This window comes from Pseudomonas sp. Marseille-QA0332, from assembly GCF_054950175.1.
Genome location: NZ_CM143106.1, coordinates 3,602,863 through 3,622,047 on the forward strand (window position 1 = coordinate 3,602,863; position 19,185 = coordinate 3,622,047).

Consider the following 19,185-nt stretch of genomic DNA (forward strand, 5'->3'; position numbering starts at 1 on the left):
TACTGAACGCTGTTGCCATGATATCGTTCACATTCGACCCACGCGTTCCCTACAGGAGGCTCAAGCTTTGGACGTCGGTGAACGACTACAAGCCATCCGCAAGCTCAAGGGCCTGTCCCAGCGCGAACTGGCCAAGCGCGCAGGGGTGACCAACAGCACCATCTCGATGATCGAGAAGAACAGCGTCAGCCCATCGATCAGTTCGCTGCGCAAGGTGCTCGGTGGCATCCCCATGTCCATGGTCGATTTCTTTTCCGCGGAACTGGAGACGCCAAGCCCCGCGCAGATCGTCTATAAGGCGCACGAGCTGCTCGACATCTCCGATGGCGCAGTGACCATGAAGCTGGTCGGCAAGGCCCATCCGAGCCGCTCGATCGCCTTTCTCAACGAGGTCTATCCGCCAGGCGCGGATACCGGCGAAGAAATGCTCAGCCATGACGGCGAGGAAACCGGGATCCTGCTCGAAGGGCGGCTGGAGCTGGTGGTCGGTCAGGAAAGCTTCATCCTCGAGGCAGGCGACAGCTATTACTTCGAAAGCACCCGCCCACACCGGTTTCGCAATCCTTTCGACGAGCCTGCGCGGCTGATCAGCGCAGCCACGCCAGCCAACTTCTGAACGGCGCGCGGCCTATTGTCGCGCCATACCCTTTTGAACCGTGTGGTTGTTCCGCCGTCTGGGCGATCCGGCTATACTTTCCGCGTTCCGCGGATAGCGTGGCCGCGGCATGATCAGCCTATCGAGGATGTACGCGTGAACCACACCAGGAACAGCTTGGGCCTTTTGGCAGCGATGCTTGCCTCATGGGTCTGCAGCGCACATGCAGCGCTCGACGAGGATATCGCCAGGCGCCTTGAGCCGGTTGGCCAGGTATGCGTCCAGGGCCAGGCCTGCAAGGGCGTTGCCGCGACTGCCAGCGCTGCCGGCGGCGCCGCTCGCTCAGCGGATGAAATCGTCGCCAGGCACTGCGTGACCTGCCATGGCAGCGGCCTGCTGAACGCGCCGAAGATCGGCGATACCGCCGCCTGGAAAGAGCGCGCCGACCATCAGGGCGGCTTGGACGGCATCCTCGCCAAAGCCATCACCGGCATCAATGCGATGCCAGCCAAAGGCACCTGTGGCGATTGTTCGGACGAAGAACTCAAGAGCGCCATCAAGCAGATGTCCGGCCTGTAACCCTGCGCTGCGCATGGAGCAAACCCGTGCCGACTCCGGTCCAACGCCAGGACGCATGGATGCCGGGAGGCCCAGATGCCGCATCGTTGTTCCATCGAGCAAGCCGTAGACCAGGTCCTGGCGCGCCTGCCGGCGCATATCCACATGGGCTTGCCGCTGGGCCTGGGCAAGCCCAATGCCTTCGTCAATGCCTTGTACAAGCGGGTGCGCGGGCTGCCTGAGCGGCGCCTGACGCTCTACACGGCACTCACGCTCGGTCGTCCGCCTCTGGGCGAAGGCCTGCAGCGGCGGTTTCTCGAGCCCTTCGTCGAGCGCGTGTTCGCCGACTACGAAGAACTCGACTACCTTGCCGACCTGCGCAACGACAGCCTGCCGCCCAATGTTCGCGTCGAGCAGTTCTTCATGCAGCCAGGCAGTCTGCTAGGCAGCAGCATGGCGCAGCAGGACTATGTCAGCAGCAACTACAGCCATGCGGCACGCGACATCGATGCCAAGGGCCTGAATCTGGTGGCGCAACTGCTGGCCAGCTCGCCTGAGCGACCCGGCCGGTTCAGCCTGGCCTGCAACCCGGACATCACCCTAGACCTGCTGCCAATGGTCGAAAAGCGCCGGGCCGAGGGTCAGCGCGTGCTGGTGCTGGGACAGGTGCATGCCGAACTTCCCTACATGCCCGGACCTGCCGAAATCGACGAGGGTGCCTTCGACCTGCTGATCGAGCAGAGCGAAACTCGGCGGCTGTTCTCCACGCCCAACATGCCGGTTTCGACTCAGGATCATTTCATCGGCCTGCATGCCAGCTTGCTGGTGCGCGATGGCGGGACCTTGCAGATCGGCATCGGCGCGATGGGCGATGCGCTCACTGCCGCGCTGTTGGCCCGTCATGCCGACAGCCCAGGCTATCGTGGCCTGGTCGAGGAACTGCAGGTCGCGCCCTGGCAGGGACTGATCGACCGGCAAGGCGGCATGCAGCCCTTCGCCGAGGGGCTCTATGGCTGCAGCGAGATGTTCGTCAACGGTTTGCTGGCCCTGGCACGCGCTGGCGTGGTGCGGCGGCCGGTAGATGCAAGCGGGACGGTGCTGCATGGTGGTTTCTTCCTCGGACCCCAGGCGTTCTATCAGCAACTGCGGGACATGCCGTTGCACGATCGCGCGCGTTTCAGCATGACGGCGATCAGTTTCGTCAACGAACTTTATGGTCAAGAAACGCTCAAGCGTCGCCAGCGGCGCCAGGCTCGGTTCATCAACACGGCGTTCGGCATGACCTTGCTTGGCGCCGCCGTGGCCGACCAGCTCGAGGATGGACACGTACTGAGCGGCGTAGGCGGACAGTACAACTTCGTCGCCCAGGCTCACGCCCTGGCCGATGCCCGATCGATCCTACTGCTGCGCAGCTGGCGCGAGTCGCAAGGCGAGGTCTCGTCGAACCTGACCTGGAGCTATGGCCACTGCACCATCCCGCGACACCTGCGGGACATCGTCATCACCGAATACGGTATCGCCGACCTGCGCGGCCAGAGCGATAGCGAAGTGATTGCTCGCTTGCTGGCGATCAGCGATTCGCGGTTCCAGCCGGATCTTATGGAACAGGCCAAGGCAGCGGGCAAGTTGCCGAGCGGCTTCGAATTGCCGGCGCGATTCGCCCAGAACACGCCCGAGCGCCTGGAGGTGATCGCCAGGCGCCATCCGCGGCTGTTTCCCGAGTATCCGCTGGGTAGCGACTTCACCCTGGAGGAACGCGATCTGTTGCGCGCTCTGGATTGGCTCAAGCGCAAGCTGAAGCTGAGCGAGATGCTGGCGTTGGGCAAGGCGACACTGGATGCGCCTGCGCCGCGCACCTTTGCCGGGCATCTGCTGCGCATGGGGCTGGAACAACCGCAGGGGCTGAAAGAGCAGTTCTACCAGCGCCTGTTGCTGGCTGGCCTGGCCGCGACAGCCAGCTCGTGAGGTCATGCGGCCAGGCGAGGGGCCGTCCGGGGCCTGTTTCCAGCCACTGCCGTGGCAGCGGTTCTGCTGCAGCGATGGGCTGCGCAGCCGCCCGGGACCCTCGTCTCCAGCTGCATGGCCCGTCCCGGCACGGCGGCCATCCACTGGCATCAGCCGTGCGACTGTACCGGCTGCGCTCGCCGACTCCCTGCCTACGGCATGCCCAACCACTCCGGCAGCGCCAGCGAGATGAACGGCACATAGGTCACCAGCACCAGGAACAGCAGCAGAATCGACAGCCATGGCAGCGCCGCGCGGATGGTCTGCCCAAGGGTCAGTCCGGTTACCGCCGAGGTGACGAACAGGTTCAGCCCCACCGGCGGATGCACCAGGCCGATCTCCATGTTTACCACCATGACGATACCTAGGTGAATCGGGTCGATGCCCAGCTTCATGGCGATCGGGAAGAAGATCGGCGCAAGGATCAGGATGATCGCCGAAGGCTCCATGAAGCTGCCCGCTATCAGCAGCACCACGTTGACCATGATCAGGAAACCGAGCGGTGTCAGCCCCTCGGACATCACCCACTGGGTGATCTGCTGGGGAATCTGCTCGGTGGTCAGCACATGGGCGAAGAGCATGGCGTTGGCGATGATGAACAGCAGCATGATGGTCAGCCGGCCCGACTCCAGCAGCACCTTCGGGCAATCCCTGAAACTCATGTCCTTGTATACGAACAGCGCGATGAACGCCGAGTACACGGCTGCCACCGCGGCCGCTTCGGTGGGCGTGAACATGCCGCTGTAGATGCCGCCCAGAATGATCACCAGCAGCAACAGGCCCCAGAACGCGCGCCGGGCGGTACTCAGCCATTGGGCAAGGCTGGCCCGTGGCTGGGCCGGCAGTTTCTTGATGCGTGCCACGATGTAGATCGTCACCATCAGGAACACGCCCAGCAGGATGCCTGGCACCACGCCGGCCATGAACAGTTTGCCGACCGAGGTTTCGGTGGCGGCCGAGTACACCACCATGACGATCGAGGGCGGGATCAGGATGCCTAGGGTACCGGCGTTGCAGATGATTCCGGCGCCGAACTCGCGCGGGTAGCCGGAGCGCACCATGCCGGCCACGGCAATCGAGCCCACGGCCGCCACGGTGGCCGGCGACGAGCCCGACAGGGCGGCGAACAGCATGCACGCCAGCACTGCGGCAATCGCCAGGCCACCACGGATATGCCCGACGCAGGCGTTGGCGAAGTCGATCAGCCGCTGGGCCACGCCTCCGGTGGTCATGAACGCCCCCGACAACAGGAAGAACGGGATGGCCAGGAACGTGTAGCTATCGGACGTTTCGAACAGCTTGATCGCCAGCGAGCTGAGCGAATCCTGGCTGAACATCAGGATCGACAGCGCCCCCGACAGGCCAAGGGAAACGGCGATCGGCACGCCGAGGAACATGAACACGAACAGCAGCAGGAACAGGCAGATGACCGTCATCAGTGGCGCTCCTCACCAGGGTGGGCCAGCTTGCTGGCCTCGGCGGCCTCGTCGGCCAGGCCCAGGCCGTACTGGCGATGGGTGAACAGGCGGTAGAGGATCTCCAGGTAGCGGACGATCACCAAGGCGAAGCCGAACGGCACGATCAGCGCGATATGGCCGATCTTGATGCCGTAGCGGTCGAGGTCCTCGGCACCGATGCCGGCCGCCAGCACCGCGCTTACCCACCTGATGCTCGCCACCAGGAACAGCCCGGCATAGGCCAGGCAGCAGGCGCAGGCGAGCAGGGCCAGTACCCGCTGCACCGGCTTGCGGGTGCGCCGCACCAGCACATCGACGCCAAGGTGGCCGGCGGTGCGTACACCGTAGGCAATCCCGAAGAAGATCAGCCAGCCGAACAGCGCCTTGGTCAGGGCGATGCTCCAGGTCATGTCCTGGGCGTAGCCCATCAAGTGATCACCGATGCCCAGCAACAGGTCGCTGGCGAAGGCCCAGCGATCGCTGAGCGTGTAGAACATGCTGTAGAGGTTGTTCAATGCCACGTAGATGAAGGTCACCAAGGTCATGGCCGCCAGAAGAAAGGCGATCATGCCTTCCTCGAAGTGCTCCCAGATACGCCTGAGCGATTGCATGAGGGTTCTCCACGAAGAGCGAGGGCGGGCCACCCATGCAGCGGGTGGCCGGGACAGGGCGCGGCCAGGATCAGGACGCCTTGTTGGCGTCGTTGGCAGCCTTGATCAGGTCGGCGCCGATCTGCTCGGAGAACTTCTCCCAGACCGGGCGCATCGATTCGCGCCATTGCTCGCGCTGCTCGGCGGTCAGCGAGTCGATCTGGCTGGTCTTGGCGTCGATGATTTTCTGCTTGGAGGTCTGGTTGAGCGCCTCGGCCTGCTTGTTCACCTCGACGGTGACCTGGTCCATGATCGTTTGCAGCTCGCCGCGCACATCCTCGGGCAGGCTGTTCCAGAACTTGGCATTGGTGATCACCATGTAGTCGATCAGGCCATGGTTGGTCTCGGTGAAGAACGGTTGCACCTCGTTGACCTTCTGGCTCTCGTAGTTCGACCAGGTATTCTCGGTACCGTTGACGGTGCCAGTCTGAAGGCCCTGGTAGACCTCGGCGAAGCTCATCTTGCGCGGGTTGGCGCGGATCGCCTTGAACTGCTCCTCAAGCACGCTGGAAGCCTGCACACGGAACTTCAGGCCACGGGCATCCTTGGGCAGGATCACTTTCTTGTTGGCCGACAGCTGCTTGAGGCCGTTGTGCCAGTAAGCCAGGCCACGGATACCCTTGTCTTCCATCGAGGTCAGCAGCGCCTTGCCTTGTGGGCCTTGCTGGAAACGGTCGACGGCGGCCAGGTCGTCGAACAGGAAGGGCAGGTCGAAGATCTGTACCTGCTTGTTGTAGTGCTCGAACTTGGCAAGCGACGGCGCCAGCATCTGCACGTCACCCAGCAACAACGCTTCCATTTCCTTGCCGTCGCCGAACAGCGAAGAGTTGGGGTAGACCTCGACCTTTACCTTGTCCTTGAGCTGCGGGTCGGCGGCGACCAGTTTCTGGAACATGAGCGCGCCCTGGCCCTTGGGCGTGCTGTCGGCCACCACGTGGGCGAACTTGATGATGATCGGATCGGCGGCCTGGGCCAGGCTGGCCATGGACACGGCGGCGGCGCAGAACAGCGCCTGGGTCAGCTTCAACATCGATGTCACCTCTGATTTATTGTTGTAGGAGGATTGAGCGTAAAGATGAACCAAGGGACTGCGTATGGAGAATTAGCATTTGTGTAAGGCGGCGTTCGGGATCGCCGAACGCCGTCCCGCTCAGCCTCGACCGGCCTGTCGAGCCAGCAACCGCTGTGCCCGCAGCAACACGGGCGCATCGATCATCTGCCCATCGAGCTTGAACGCCCCAGCGCCACTGGCCGCTTCGCTCGCAGCCAGCACGCGCTGGGCCCATGCCAGCTCTTCGGGAGCAGGCGCAAGGGCCGCATGGATCACCGGCACTTGTTTGGGATGAATGCACAACGCTCCGCCATAACCCATGTCATAGGCATGTCGCATCGCCTGTCGCAGCCCTTCGGCATCGTCGATGCTCGGGAACACCCCATCCAGCGGCGGCAACAGGCTCGCCCCTCGCGAGTGCAGCTGCACCAGCATGCGGGCCTGGTCGAGAAAATACCGGGCAGCCTCGCTTTCGATATTCAAGTCCAGATCCAGGGCCAGGTCCAGGCTGCCGAACGAGAGCCGCTCGACGCCCTCGGCCGCTGCGATCTGCGCCAGCGCCAGCAAGCCCTTGGCGCTCTCGATGATCGGCCATACGGGCTTGCCGCCGTGCCAGGCGGCCGCCACCTCGGTGGCGTTCTCGACCTTGGGCAGCAGCAAGCCGGCGACCCCCGGGAGCTTTGCGCAGAAGGCCAGGTCGGCAGCATGCTGCCGATGCTGCGGTGCATTGACTCGCACCCAGACCGAGGCCTGCGGGTTGGCCTGCAGGAACACGCCCAGGTTGTCCCGCGCCTGCTGCTTCAGGGGCTCCTCGACAGCATCCTCGAAGTCCACGATGACCACATCGGCGCCTGCCGCCAGTGCCTTGGCAAAGCGTTCGGGCCGGCTGCCTGGCACGAACAGCGCGGAGCGCACGACGTTCATACCACGCCTCCCGCGGCAAGGTCCGCCCGCTGCTCGGCGGTGAACCCCAGTTCACCCAGAATGCTCTGGGTGTGTTGCCCCAGCGCCGGCACCGGGTCCATGCGTGGCACGAACGCGCCATTGCGCCCCGGAGGCAGCAATGACGGCAACTTGCCGGCCGGGCTGTCCACTTCACGCCAGCTGTCACGAGCCCGCAGTTGCGGGTGTTGCCAGACTCCGTGCATGTCGTTGACCCGGGCGTTGGCGATCTGGGCCTCTTCCAGGCGCGCCATCACCTCGTCGAGCGACAGACTGGCGAAGCGTTCAATGATGATCTGGCGCAGCACGTCGCGGTTTTCCGAGCGTTTGAAGTTGGCATTGAAGCGCTCATCGCCAGCCAGTGCCGGGTCGAGCAGCACCTTCTGACAGAACAGCGCCCACTCCCGTTCGTTCTGCAGGCCAAGCATGAGGGTACCGCCACCGCCGGTAGGGAACGGCCCGTATGGATAGATGGTGGAGTGCGAGGCCCCGGCGCGCGGTGGCGGCGGCGCGCCGTCGTAGGCGTAGTACATCGGGTAGCCCATCCATTCCACCAGGCTTTCCAGCATCGACACATCGATGCGGCTACCGACGCCGGTCTTGTCGCGCAGCAGCAGGGCCGACAGCACGCCGGTGTAGGCATACATGCCAGCGGCGATATCGGCGATCGAACAGCCGGCCTTGGCCATTTCCTCCTCACCCGGGCCGCCAGTCACCGACAGAAAGCCGCCCTCGCTCTGGATCAGCAGGTCATAGGCTTTCTTTCTTTCATAAGGTCCGCCTTCGCCGTAGCCAGAAATGTCACAGACGATCAGGCGCGGAAACCGCTGGTGCAGGGCTTCGAACGACAGGCCCATGCGCGCGGCGGCACCGGGGGCAAGGTTCTGCACGAATACGTCGGCCTTGGCCAGCAGAGCGTCGAGGATGTCGTCGGCAGCCTCTTGCTTGAGGTCGAGGGTAAGGCTTTCCTTGGAACGATTGGTCCACACGAAATGCGAAGCCAGGCCTTCGACACGCTGGTCGTAGCCGCGGGCGAAATCACCGCTGCCGGGGCGCTCGACCTTGATGACTCGGGCACCCAGGTCGGCCAGTTGGCGAGTGCAGAAGGGCGCGGCGATAGCATGTTCCAGGCTGATTACGGTGATACCGTCCAGCGGGCGGGGGGCTGTTTGGGTCATGTGGTCACCTGTTGCTGTCAGTACAAGGCGGCCAGCGAGCGCGCGTCGCGCAACTGCCAGACCTGCTCGATCAAGGCCCGGCCCTGGGCCGGGCTGCGCGCGCCGGAATAGGCCAGCAGGCGCTGGAACTTGGCCTCCAGCTCGGGACGCGAGAGGCTGTTGCCGGGGTCGCCCTTCGGCTCGTCGATGGCGGCGCTGAAGGTTCGGCCGTCGGTGCTGGTGACCTCGACGCGGCCCAGCCAGCGTGCCGGATAGGCGGCGTCCACTTCAGGGTCCAACTGCATGTGCACCTTTGCCCGCACGCTCGCCACCCGTGGGTCGGTCAAGGCCAGGTCACGGAACTCGATCAGCTGCGCGCTTGCATGCACGGCGATCAGGCCGAGCACGGTGCCCATGGAGAACTTGGCCTGATGCACGGTGGTCGGGGTGGTGACCCGACCGAGCACATCGATGGCGGCCTGGTGCACGCGGGCGACCACCTTGGCGATCTGCTCATGCCTGAGGCCTTCACGGTGCATCAGTTGGAGCAAGGCATCGGCGGCGGGGTGGGTGTGGCGGCACGAAGCGTGGAACTTGAAAGAAGTTTCCACCAGCGCCCAGCGCGTGCCCAACCGGTCACTCAGGCGCGCCGGGTCGGCGTCACTGGACATGCCAGCGGCCAAGCCCTGGTCGCCTTCGAGAATGTTGCGCGCACCGGTCAGGCCATCGGCGGTCAGGTAGGCGGCAAGCAGGCCGTCGGCGGCAGCCTTGGCGGTGTGCAGCTGCTTGGAGTCGGCGGCATCGCGCAGGAATTCCCAGAGCCCGGCTGCCTGGGTGCCGGCGTTGCCGAGCAGGTTGGTGAACTGTGCCTTGTCCAGGCCTAGCAATTTGCCCACGCCCACGGCTGCGGCCAGGGTGCCGACGGTGGCAGTGGTGTGGAAGATGCGGTAGTGCGAGCGACCGAGGAATTCGCCGATGCGAATACCCGCTTCGTAGCCGGCGACGGCAGCGAGCAGCAGGTCCTGGCCGGACTTGCCGAGGTCCTGGGCCGCCGCCAGCACGGCCGGGAACACTACCGTGGCCGGGTGCAGCACCGAGCTGTTGTGCAGGTCGTCCTGCTCGACCAGGTGCGAGGCGGCACCGTTGACCAGCGCGGCGAAGTAGGGCGATGAGCTGCGCCCGCTGGTCAGCACGCGTGCGCTGCCTTGCGCCGGGCCCATGCGTTCGGCATAGCGCTCGAACAACGGAATCGGGTGCGCGCCCTGGCCGGCCAGGGCCGAGCCGAGCCAGTCGAGGAACAAGTCCTCGGCGCGGCTCAACACGTGGTCGGGGATCCGTGAGTACTGCAGGTCGGCGAGAAAGCCCACCAGGGCTTGGGTATGCTGCATGCTCGGCTCCTCAGAAGCTGCGTGGCAGCTCGAGCAGGTGCTCGGCCACGTACGACAGGATCAGGTTGGTGGAGATCGGCGCCACTTGGTACAGACGGGTTTCGCGGAATTTGCGCTCGACGTCGTATTCACAGGCGAAACCGAAGCCGCCGTAGGTCTGCAGGCAGGCATTGGCGGCCTCCCACGAAGCCTTGGCAGCCAGGTACTTGGCCATGTTGGCGCTGGCTCCGGCGTTGCGCCCGCTGTCGTATTCGGCGCAGGCGCGCCAGCGCATCAGGTCGGCCGCCTCGATTTCGATATGGGCTTCGGCGATGGGGAACTGCACACCCTGGTTCTGCCCGATCGGGCGGCCGAACACCACGCGATCGCGGGCATAGGCGCTGGCCTTTTCGACGAACCAGCGACCATCGCCGATGCACTCGGCGGCGATCAGCGTGCGCTCGGCATTGAGCCCGTCGAGGATGTACCTGAAGCCTTTGCCTTCCTCGCCGATCAGGCTGCTGGCCGGCAGTTCGAGGTTGTCGAAGAACAGCTCGTTGGTCTCGTGGTTGACCATGTTGGCGATCGGCTGCACGGTCAGGCCATTGCCGATGGCCTGGCGCAGGTCGACCAGGAAGATCGACATGCCTTCGGACTTTTTCTTCACCTGCGCCAAGGGCGTGGTACGTGCCAGCAGGATCATCAGGTCGGAGTGCTGGATGCGCGAGATCCAGACCTTCTGGCCGTTGATCACGTACTTGTCGCCCTGGCGCACGGCGGTGGTCTTGATCTTGGTGGTGTCGGTGCCGGTGGTGGGCTCGGTCACGCCCATCGACTGCAGGCGCAGCTCGCCGCTGGCGAGTTTGGGCAGGTAGTGACGCTTCTGTGCCTCGCTGCCATGGCGCAGCAGGGTGAACATGTTGTACATCTGCCCATGCACGGTGCCGGAGTTGCCGCCGCAGGCATTCACTTGCTCGAGAATCACCGAAGCCTCGGCCAGGCCCAGGCCCGAGCCGCCATATTCTTCCGGGATCATCGCCGACAGCCAGCCGGCGTCGGTCATGGCTTTGACGAAGGCCTGCGGGAAGCCCTTCTGTTCATCGATCCTGCGCCAGTAGCTGGCATCGAACTCGGCGCACAAGGCGCGCACGCCTTCGCGGATGGCATTGAGGTCATCGCTGTCGTACGTATGCATGCAAATGGTCCCTGTCAGGTCTCAGTCGAAAAGCACTTCGGCGGTCTGTGCCACACCTTCGGTATTGCCAGCCCAGAGGTTGGCCTGGCCGGGTGCGCTGATGCGACCGGCCACTTCGAACGGTGTCGGTACGGTCAGCGGACGCACGCCGCGGTAGGCGAAGTGGCGTACCTGCTTGCCAGGGTTGGCGCGGATGAACGCACGCAGGTTCAAGGTGGCGATCAGCGGACCGTGCACTACCAGGCCGGCATAACCTTCGGTCGCGGTGACGTAGGGGAAGTCGTAGTGGATGCGGTGGCCGTTGAAGGTGACGGCGGAGTAGCGAAACAGCAGGGTCGGGGTCGGTGCGACAGCTTCGCTCCAGTCGGCCGGTGCCTCGGCCGTAGCGCTGTTCAGCTTGGGCGGGTTGGGCTCGCGGTAGACGATGTCCTGCTCTTCACGCACGCACAGCTGGCCGTGTTGCGAGTAGTCGTGGCGCACGGTGACAAACAGCAGCGCACCGGTGCGGCCATGCTTTTGCTCGATGTGCGTGATGGTCGACAGGCGGTGGGCCTCGGCGCCGATCTTGAGCGGGGCGATGAATTCCACCCGGCCACCGGCCCACATGCGGTTGCGCTTGTCGGCCGGCGGCAGGAAGCCACCGCGGGTTGGATGGCCGTCGCCACCTAGTTGCGATTCAGCCACCGGCTCCTGGAAGAAGCACCACATCCACAGTGGGGGCAACGGTTGGCCAACGGCAGGGGCGGTTTCACCGAAGGTGGCGGCAATGCGTTTGATCAGGTTGCGGCTGAGCTCATCGACGGTTTCCTGGGTGCGGCCGATCCAGGCGCCGTAGTCGATGGGTGGGTGGGAAGCAGTCATGACCATGGACCTCTGCATTTGTTGTTATGCATCGATCATGCGAGGCGTCGCGCATTCTGTGAATTTGCATTTCTATAAGACGGCGTTCATGTATGCTGAACGCCAACGTCGTGACCGGAGCGTTCCATGCATTTCGACCTGGCTGACCTGCGGCTTTTCATACACATCGGCGAATCGCCGAGCCTGACCCAGGGCGCCCGCCGGGCGTTCCTCTCGCCAGCCGCGGCCAGCGCGCGAATCAAGGCACTGGAATCCCAGCTCGATACACGCCTGCTATACCGCGACAGCCGCGGCGTGGAGCTGACCCCGGCGGGAGAAAAGCTGCTGATGCACGCGCGCCTGATCATGCGTCAGGTCGATTACCTGAAAGCCGAATTCACTCAGTTCGGCACCGACTCGGCTGGGCATATCCGTATCTTTGCCAACACCACCGCCGTGACCGAGTTCCTTCCCGAAGTGCTGGCCGGATTCATGGCCAAGCGCCCAGGGGTGACGGTCGACCTGCAGGAGCGCCTGTCGCGGGATATCGTGCGCGGCGTGCTCGATGGCAGCAGCGACATGGGCATCATCGCCGGGCCGGTGGAAGCCAGCGGATTGCAGGTGATGCACTTCAGCACCGACCGTCTGGTACTGATCGTGCCGGCGGGGCATGAGCTGGCCTCGCGCAAGACGGTTTCCCTGAAGCAGACCCTGGATTTCCAGCATATCGGCCTGCATGACGGGAGCACCTTGCTGAGCTTTTTGCGCGACCATGTGGAGCGCATGGGCCTGAACCTGTCGCTGCGCATCCAGCTGTCCAGTTTCGAGGCGATTTGCCGCCTGGTGGAGGCCGGGGTGGGGATCGGCGTCATTCCCGAATCGGCGGCGCTGCGGCACAGCCAGACCATGGACCTGGTGACCATCGCGCTGGACGAGCCATGGGCGGTGCGTGAGCGCAGCATACTGGTACGCGAGCTGGATGCGCTGCCGGGGACGGTGCGTGCGTTGATCGCGACGCTGATGCCCGTGGCCTGAGGCTGGCTGGGCAGGGCTGGGAGCGGCCTCGGGATCTGACGAGCGACAGCGTCTTGAACAGGCTTGCGACGATATTCGTGTCGTTTGTGAGATCCTGGGGCCGCCGCGCCCTACGCAAGGGCAGATCCGTGCTGCTCGCGAATTACCGGGGGTGCGTTGCGGGCCATCGCGGCACGCGGCCGCTCCCACGGCCGCGCGCCTCACTCCACGAAGGTCACCACGCCACCGGCCAGCGACTTGACCCGCGCCAGCGACTCGACACGATAGCCCTGGCCATCCAGCTCGGCGCGGCCGCCCTGGAAAGACTTCTCGATCACGATGCCCAGGCCCGCCACGGTGGCGCCGGCCTGCTTGATGATCGAGATCAGCGCCTGGGAAGCCTTGCCATTGGCCAGGAAGTCGTCGATCACCAGCACGCGATCGCTGGCATCGAGGTGACGCGGCGAAATGGCCACGGTGTTCTCGGTCTGCTTGGTGAAGGAGTACACCGAGGCGGTCAGCAGGTTCTCGGTCAGGGTCAGCGACTGGTGCTTGCGCGCGAAGATCACCGGCACGCCGAGCTTGAGTCCGGTCATCACCGCCGGAGCGATGCCCGAGGCTTCGATGGTGACGATCTTGGTCACGCCGGCATCGGCGAACAGGCGAGCGAATTCATCGCCGATCAGCTGCATCAGCGCTGGATCGATCTGGTGGTTGAGAAACGCATCGACTTTGAGAACCTGGTCGGAAAGCACGATGCCTTCTTCGCGAATCTTCTGGTGCAGTGCTTCCACTGTGGTCATTCCTCGATGTAGCAGACAGGGCCATGGCGACAGGCCATGGCGAAGGTTGATGTTCTAGCGTTTGAGCATGGCGCGAATATCGGCCAGAGCATTGTTGCCGCGGGCGGCCTTGACTTCCACCGGCGCATCGTCGAGCCCTTCCCAGGACAGGTCGTCCGCGGGCAGCTCGTCGAGGAAGCGGCTCGGCGTGCAATCGATGACCTCGCCATACTGCTTGCGCTTGGCGGCGAAGGTGAAGGCCAGGGTCTGGCGGGCGCGAGTGATGCCGACATAGGCCAGGCGCCGCTCCTCCTCGATGGTATCGGCCTCGATGCTGGAGCGGTGCGGGAGGATTTCCTCCTCCATGCCCATGATGAAGACATAGGGAAATTCCAGGCCCTTGGAGGCATGCAGGGTCATCATCTGCACACCCTCGGCGTTTTCTTCCTCTTCCTGCTGACGCTCGAGCATGTCGCGCAAGACCAGCTTGCCGATGGCATCCTCGATGGTCATTTCGCCGTCCTCGTCCTTTTCCAAGGTGTTCTTCAACGCTTCGACCAGGAACCAGATATTGCTGATGCGAAACTCCGCCGCCTTGTCGCTGGCGGTGTTCTGACGTATCCAGTTCTCGTAGTCGATGTCGCGGATCATCTCGCGCAACGCGCCGATCGGATCGTCCTGGGCCACGCGCTGGCGCACCCCGTCGAGCCAGTGCTTGAAGCGTTGCAGGCGTTCGGTATAGCGGCTGTCCAGGTGCTCGCCAAGGCCAAGCTCCTCGCTGGCGGCATACATCGAGATGTCCCGCTGGCTGGCATAGTTGCCGAGCTTTTCCAGGGTCGTCGAACCGATTTCGCGACGCGGTACGTTGATCACGCGCAGGTAGGCGTTGTCGTCGTCCGGGTTGACCAGCAGGCGCAGGTAGGCCATCAGGTCCTTGACCTCCTGGCGGGAGAAGAAACTGTTGCCGCCGGATAGGCGGTACGGCACCTGATGGTGCTGCAGCTTCAGCTCGATCAGCTTGGCCTGGTAGTTGCCCCGATAGAGGATGGCGAAGTCGCGATAGGGGCGATTGGTGCGCAGGTGCAAGGTGAGGATTTCCATGGCCACCCGTTCGGCCTCGGCTTCCTCGTTCTTGCATCGGATCACGCGGATCTCGTCGCCATGCCCCATTTCGCTCCACAGCTGCTTTTCGAAGGCATGCGGGTTGTTGGCGATCAGCACGTTGGCGCAGCGCAGGATACGACTGGTGGAGCGGTAGTTCTGCTCCAGCATCACCACCTTGAGGGAGGGGTAGTCGTCCTTGAGCAACATGAGGTTTTCCGGACGCGCGCCGCGCCAGGCATAGATCGACTGGTCATCGTCGCCCACCACGGTGAACTGGTTGCGCTTGCCGATCAGCATCTTGACCAGCAGGTACTGGCTGGCGTTGGTGTCCTGGTATTCGTCGACCAGCAGATAGCGGACGCGGTTCTGCCACTTCTCCAGCACGTCGGGATGCTCTTCGAACAGCTTGACCGGGAGCAGGATCAGGTCGTCGAAATCCACGGCGTTGAACGCCTTGAGCGTGCGCTGGTAATGGGCGTAGACGATCGCGGCGGTCTGCTCGCGGGGATTGCGAGCCTTTTCCAGCGCTTCGGCCGGCAGGACCAGGTCGTTCTTCCAGGCACCGATCATGTTCTTGATCTCGTCGATGCCGTCGTCGCCCGAGTACTCCTTCTGCATGATATCGCTGAGCAGTGCCTTGATATCGGTCTCGTCGAAGATCGAGAAGCCCGGCTTGTAGCCCAGCCGCGCATGCTCCCTGCGGATGATGTTCAGCCCCAGGTTGTGGAAGGTGCATACGGTCAGGCCACGACCTTCGCCGGGCCGCAGCAAGGTCCCGACGCGCTCTTTCATTTCCCGCGCAGCCTTGTTGGTGAAGGTCATGGCGACGATGTACTGGGCGCGGATCCCGCAGTTCTGGATCAGGTGGGCGATCTTGCGGGTGATCACGCTGGTCTTGCCGGAGCCTGCGCCAGCGAGCACCAATAGAGGGCCGCCGACGTAACTCACGGCTTCCTGTTGCCGGGGATTGAGTCGGGACATTGCACGAACCAGGGGGAGCGAAAAAATGGCCGCGTATTCTAGCAGGCATCAGACCGTTGTTGGACGACCGTCTGACAGCGAACGCCAGGCCTGCTCGCGGATTTGCCCAGCGCGCCGGTTTCGCGCAGGATGCGCGACAGAACGCGTCGCGCCCGCGTGGTGATATGCACTGTTTAAAAGTGAAAATCGTTACCAGCCCTGCGGTAGGATATCGCTCATTCGCTGCGTAATGTCATTGTGACTGTAGTTACGTCGTAAGGAGCCTGCTTGTCTAAGCCTGTCGAACCGCTGCGTCTGGTCTTGCTGGCCGACGAGCCGCATTGGGCTGTCGCCTTGCGTGAAACGCTGCCGGCGTTGGGCGGGCAGGCAGTCCTGCTGACCGCGCCAGCCTGGGAGGCGGTCGACCGCCTGTTCGCAGGGGATCGGCTGGTCATCGTGCTGGCGACGCCGGCCTGCCAGCCACCTGCCGGCGCTTGCGGCTTGCCCATGGTGCTGCTGCTGGAGCAGGAGCCGCAGGTATCGCCTCCAGGTGTCAGCGACTGGCTGGTCTTCGATCAATTGAGTGTCGACAGCCTGCGTCGCTCGCTGCGGCATGTGCGTGAACGCGGCAGGCTCGAGGCGACCTTGCAGCAACTCGCCGAGCAGGATCCGCTGACCGGCGTGGCCAACCGCCAAGGCTTCCAGGCGCTGCTGGCGGCACGGCTTGCCGAGCATCACGGGCGCGGCGTAGCGCTTGGCCACCTCGACCTGGACAACTTTCGTCGGGTCAATGACGCCCTTGGCCACCAGGGGGGGGACCGTCTGATCCTGCAAGTGGCCAGGCGCCTGAAGGATCAGCTGGAGGCGGGCGATCAGGTCGCGCGCCTGGGCAGCGACGAGTTCGCCCTGTTGATCGATACGTGCCGCGATGGTACTCGCGCCGAGCGCGTCGCCGAGCGTGTGGTGGAGGCGCTGACCGAGCCATTTTGCGTCGATGGCGAAAGCCTGTTGCTCGGTTGCAGCCTTGGCATTGCCCATGCTCGTGCCGAGGAAGGCGCCGACCCGCTGATGTGGCATGCGCATATCGCCATGCGCCAGGCCAAGAGGGTCGAAGGCTGTACCTTCCACGTCTTCAACGAGCGCATCAACCGCAACGCGCGCAGCCTGGCCGACCTGGAAGGCGAATTGCGCCGGGCCTTGCGGCGTGACGAACTGGAACTGCACTACCAGCCCAGGTTGAGCCTGCAAAGCGGCTGTGTGGTCGGTCTCGAGGCGCTGGTGCGCTGGCGACACGGGGAGCGTGGCCTGCTGGCACCGAGCGAGTTCGTGCCGCTGGCCGAGCAGAGTGGCCTGATCGTGCCGATGGGCTACTGGGTGATCGCGCGTGCGCTACGCGACATGCAGCGCTTGCGCGAATACGGGCTGGCGCCTTTGCACATGGCGATCAACCTGAGCTTCAGGCAGTTCCACGACAGCCAGCTACTGGCCACTCTGGGTCGGCTCATCGCCGAGCATGGTGTCGATGCCCACTGGCTGGAGTTCGAGCTGACCGAAACGGCGGTGATGCGCCGCAACGATACCGTGCAGCAGGCCATGGACGCCTTGGGCCGGTTGGGGGTGCGTTTTTCGCTGGATGACTTTGGCACCGGCTTTTCTTCCTTCATCCATCTCAACAGCCTGCCGATCGCCTTGTTGAAGGTCGACCGCAGTTTCGTCGCCGGCATGCAGCAGCGCGAGGAAAACCGCAAGCTGGTCAAGGCCATGATCAACCTGGCGCACAACCTCAATCTGGAGGTGGTGGCCGAAGGTGTCGAAAGCAGCAGTCAGCTCGCGCTGTTGCGCGAGTTCGGCTGCGACCAGGTGCAGGGTTTCCTGGTCAGCAGGCCCTTGCCCATGGATGATCTGGTGAGCTGGTTGCTCGAGACCCAGCGCACGGACAGCGGACATGCCTGAGCGAAGGGCGTGAGTTGACGCAAGGCCGGCGCGGCCTCAGCTCATGGCCGAGCGCCTGTCGCTGGCTTCGGCGCGCTGCAGCAGGCGCTTCATGCGCCACTCGAAGGCCACGACCAGACAGACCGCCGCGCAGGCCAGCCCCAGTGCCAGACCCCACCATACCCCCAGCGCTCCGCCGCCGAGCCCGAAGGTGAACAGCCAGGCACATGGGGCACCGATGATCCAATAGCAGCCCAGGCCGATCAGGAAGGTGATCTTGGCATCCTTCAGGCCGCGTATGGAGCCCATGGCGATGGTCTGCACGCCGTCGAACAGCTCGAACCAGGCCGCGACCATGAGCAGGCTGACCGCCAGCTGGAAGATCGCCGCGAAGGCCGGGTCTTGCTGGTCTATGAACAAGCCCACGAGCGTGCCCGGCTGCAGCCAGAACAGCGCGGCGAAGGCGAACATGAGCGTGGCGCCGAAGACGATGCCGACCCGCCCGGCACTGCGCGCCGCGAGCAGCCGACCTGCCCCGTAGTAGAAGCCCACACGCATGGTCACCGCATAGGACAGGCCGGTCGGCACCATGAAGGCCGTGGAGACGATCTGCAAGGCGATCTGGTGCGCGGCCAGCTCGGTACCGCCGAGCACGCCCATGCACAGGGCTGCGAAGGCGAACAGGCCGACTTCCACCATGTAGGTCCCGCCGATCGGCAGGCCGAGTCGCCACAGCTCGCGCAGCGCGCTCCAGGAAGGACGCGACAGACCCTTGCGGATCGGATAGGCGGCGTAGGCGGGATGCCAGCGGATATACAGCGCCAATGCCGCGGCCATGCCGATGGAGACGATCGCGGTGACCAGGCCGATGCCCACCAGGCCAAGTTTCGGCAAGCCGAACATGCCCTCGATCAAGGCGTGGTTGAACAGGTAGTTGAAGACCGTGCCGACCAGGCTGATCACCATCACCGGTGTGGAGCGCCCCAGGGCGCTGGTGAAGCCGCGCAGCGCCATGAAGCTCAGGTAGCCGGGCAGGGCCAGCGGCAGGAACGTGAGAAACTGCGCGGCAGCGGCCACGTTCTCGGGCTGCTGGCCGAACAGCAACAGCAGCGGCTCGAGGTTCCACAGCGCCAGGCCCGCCAGCAGCGCCAGGCCCCAGGCCAGCCAGAGCCCGTTCTGGGCCAGCTTGGTCGCGCCAGCGACGTCCCCGGCGCCCTGGCGGATGGCGACCAGGGTCCCCACGGCGGCGATCACCCCCAGACAGAAGATCGACACGAAGGAATAGCTCGCCGCGCCCAGACCACCGCCGGCCAGTGCCTGTGGGCTGATACGGGCCATCATCAGGGTGTCGGTCAGCACCATCAGCATGTGCGCCAGTTGCGACGCGACCAGGGGGCCGGCCAGGCGCAACAGGGCCTTGAGTTCGGTGGCAGGTGCAACGTGCATGGTGCGGATCCTTCAGGGCAATGCGGGCAGGCCGACGATTCTGAGGCTTCGGTCAGGATTGCACAAAGGATTCCAGGAAACAGCCGCTGCCGGGACGCCGCAGCGGCTGCGTCAGACCGCACGCTGCGTGT

General features: G+C 64.3%; 16 protein-coding genes. 5 read left to right on the forward strand and 11 right to left on the reverse strand.

Annotated elements, in window-relative coordinates:
• The first annotated feature begins 67 nt into the window (after nucleotides 1–67).
• The 3 genes from ACY8GK_RS16630 (at nucleotide 68) to ACY8GK_RS16640 (ending at nucleotide 3,118) form a co-directional block, all read left to right on the forward strand.
• Nucleotides 68–616 carry a cupin domain-containing protein gene (locus ACY8GK_RS16630; protein WP_196175174.1) on the forward strand — a complete coding sequence of 183 codons (549 nt, stop codon included), beginning with the start codon at nucleotides 68–70 and terminating at the stop codon, nucleotides 614–616.
• A gap of 135 nt (nucleotides 617–751) precedes the next feature.
• The gene (locus ACY8GK_RS16635; RefSeq protein WP_462401661.1) at nucleotides 752–1,174 is read left to right on the forward strand and encodes a c-type cytochrome; all 423 of its coding nucleotides are present in this window, start codon (nucleotides 752–754) and stop codon (nucleotides 1,172–1,174) included.
• 75 nt (nucleotides 1,175–1,249) lie between these two features.
• Nucleotides 1,250–3,118: an acetyl-CoA hydrolase/transferase C-terminal domain-containing protein gene (locus tag ACY8GK_RS16640; RefSeq protein WP_462401662.1), complete on the forward strand. Its 1,869-nt coding sequence runs from the start codon at nucleotides 1,250–1,252 to the stop codon at nucleotides 3,116–3,118.
• A 191-nt stretch (nucleotides 3,119–3,309) separates the two neighbouring features.
• On the opposite strand, the gene dctM is transcribed toward ACY8GK_RS16640, so the two are convergent.
• The 8 genes from dctM to ACY8GK_RS16680 form a co-directional block, all read right to left on the reverse strand.
• The gene (gene dctM / locus ACY8GK_RS16645; protein WP_196175170.1) at nucleotides 3,310–4,593 is read right to left on the reverse strand and encodes a C4-dicarboxylate TRAP transporter large permease protein DctM; all 1,284 of its coding nucleotides are present in this window, start codon (nucleotides 4,591–4,593) and stop codon (nucleotides 3,310–3,312) included.
• Nucleotides 4,593–5,225 carry a TRAP transporter small permease gene (locus ACY8GK_RS16650; RefSeq protein ID WP_196175168.1) on the reverse strand — a complete coding sequence of 211 codons (633 nt, stop codon included), beginning with the start codon at nucleotides 5,223–5,225 and terminating at the stop codon, nucleotides 4,593–4,595. Before ACY8GK_RS16650 ends, dctM begins: the two co-directional genes overlap by 1 nt.
• Before the next feature lie 70 nt (nucleotides 5,226–5,295).
• A complete protein-coding gene (locus ACY8GK_RS16655) occupies nucleotides 5,296–6,294 on the reverse strand; it encodes a DctP family TRAP transporter solute-binding subunit (protein ID WP_196175166.1) in 999 nt (332 codons plus the stop codon).
• Nucleotides 6,295–6,414: 120 nt separating this feature from the next.
• Entirely contained in the window at nucleotides 6,415–7,239 is an 825-nt protein-coding gene (locus tag ACY8GK_RS16660; protein ID WP_196175164.1) for an HpcH/HpaI aldolase/citrate lyase family protein, read from the reverse strand.
• Complete coding sequence (locus ACY8GK_RS16665) at nucleotides 7,236–8,435, reverse strand: CaiB/BaiF CoA transferase family protein (RefSeq protein ID WP_196175162.1); 1,200 nt, start codon at nucleotides 8,433–8,435, stop codon at nucleotides 7,236–7,238. Before ACY8GK_RS16665 ends, ACY8GK_RS16660 begins: the two co-directional genes overlap by 4 nt.
• Before the next feature lie 17 nt (nucleotides 8,436–8,452).
• Entirely contained in the window at nucleotides 8,453–9,802 is a 1,350-nt protein-coding gene (locus tag ACY8GK_RS16670; protein ID WP_196175160.1) for an MmgE/PrpD family protein, read from the reverse strand.
• A 10-nt stretch (nucleotides 9,803–9,812) separates the two neighbouring features.
• On the reverse strand, nucleotides 9,813–10,976 hold the full coding sequence (locus ACY8GK_RS16675; protein WP_196175158.1) for an acyl-CoA dehydrogenase family protein: 1,164 nt from the start codon (nucleotides 10,974–10,976) through the stop codon (nucleotides 9,813–9,815).
• A 21-nt stretch (nucleotides 10,977–10,997) separates the two neighbouring features.
• A complete protein-coding gene (locus ACY8GK_RS16680) occupies nucleotides 10,998–11,837 on the reverse strand; it encodes an HTD2 family dehydratase (RefSeq protein WP_196175155.1) in 840 nt (279 codons plus the stop codon).
• Nucleotides 11,838–11,963: 126 nt separating this feature from the next.
• Here ACY8GK_RS16680 and ACY8GK_RS16685 point away from each other — a divergent pair, with 126 nt between their 5' ends.
• Nucleotides 11,964–12,851, forward strand: coding sequence for a LysR family transcriptional regulator (locus tag ACY8GK_RS16685; protein WP_196175153.1), 888 nt, complete (start codon nucleotides 11,964–11,966; stop codon nucleotides 12,849–12,851).
• Between the two features lie 200 nt (nucleotides 12,852–13,051).
• On the opposite strand, the gene ACY8GK_RS16690 is transcribed toward ACY8GK_RS16685, so the two are convergent.
• Both ACY8GK_RS16690 and rep read right to left on the reverse strand, forming a co-directional pair.
• Entirely contained in the window at nucleotides 13,052–13,624 is a 573-nt protein-coding gene (locus ACY8GK_RS16690) for a xanthine phosphoribosyltransferase (RefSeq protein ID WP_196175151.1), read from the reverse strand.
• A gap of 63 nt (nucleotides 13,625–13,687) precedes the next feature.
• Complete coding sequence (gene rep, locus ACY8GK_RS16695; protein ID WP_462401663.1) at nucleotides 13,688–15,697, reverse strand: DNA helicase Rep; 2,010 nt, start codon at nucleotides 15,695–15,697, stop codon at nucleotides 13,688–13,690.
• 267 nt (nucleotides 15,698–15,964) lie between these two features.
• On the opposite strand from rep, the gene ACY8GK_RS16700 reads away from it, so the two are divergent.
• Complete coding sequence (locus tag ACY8GK_RS16700; protein ID WP_196175147.1) at nucleotides 15,965–17,629, forward strand: putative bifunctional diguanylate cyclase/phosphodiesterase; 1,665 nt, start codon at nucleotides 15,965–15,967, stop codon at nucleotides 17,627–17,629.
• A gap of 36 nt (nucleotides 17,630–17,665) precedes the next feature.
• Here ACY8GK_RS16700 and ACY8GK_RS16705 read toward each other — a convergent pair whose 3' ends face one another.
• Entirely contained in the window at nucleotides 17,666–19,054 is a 1,389-nt protein-coding gene (locus ACY8GK_RS16705) for a NorM family multidrug efflux MATE transporter (RefSeq protein WP_196175145.1), read from the reverse strand.
• Nucleotides 19,055–19,185: the final 131 nt, after the last annotated feature.

Coding starts and splice junctions, on each gene's coding strand:
- ACY8GK_RS16640 (WP_462401662.1), top strand. CDS start 1,250: ATGCCGCATCGTTGTTCCATCGAGCAAGCCGTAGACCAGGTCCTGGCG.
- dctM (WP_196175170.1), bottom strand. CDS start 4,593: ATGACGGTCATCTGCCTGTTCCTGCTGCTGTTCGTGTTCATGTTCCTC.
- ACY8GK_RS16650 (WP_196175168.1), bottom strand. CDS start 5,225: ATGCAATCGCTCAGGCGTATCTGGGAGCACTTCGAGGAAGGCATGATC.
- ACY8GK_RS16655 (WP_196175166.1), bottom strand. CDS start 6,294: ATGTTGAAGCTGACCCAGGCGCTGTTCTGCGCCGCCGCCGTGTCCATG.
- ACY8GK_RS16660 (WP_196175164.1), bottom strand. CDS start 7,239: ATGAACGTCGTGCGCTCCGCGCTGTTCGTGCCAGGCAGCCGGCCCGAA.
- ACY8GK_RS16665 (WP_196175162.1), bottom strand. CDS start 8,435: ATGACCCAAACAGCCCCCCGCCCGCTGGACGGTATCACCGTAATCAGC.
- ACY8GK_RS16670 (WP_196175160.1), bottom strand. CDS start 9,802: ATGCAGCATACCCAAGCCCTGGTGGGCTTTCTCGCCGACCTGCAGTAC.
- ACY8GK_RS16675 (WP_196175158.1), bottom strand. CDS start 10,976: ATGCATACGTACGACAGCGATGACCTCAATGCCATCCGCGAAGGCGTG.
- ACY8GK_RS16680 (WP_196175155.1), bottom strand. CDS start 11,837: ATGACTGCTTCCCACCCACCCATCGACTACGGCGCCTGGATCGGCCGC.
- ACY8GK_RS16685 (WP_196175153.1), top strand. CDS start 11,964: ATGCATTTCGACCTGGCTGACCTGCGGCTTTTCATACACATCGGCGAA.
- rep (WP_462401663.1), bottom strand. CDS start 15,697: ATGTCCCGACTCAATCCCCGGCAACAGGAAGCCGTGAGTTACGTCGGC.
- ACY8GK_RS16705 (WP_196175145.1), bottom strand. CDS start 19,054: ATGCACGTTGCACCTGCCACCGAACTCAAGGCCCTGTTGCGCCTGGCC.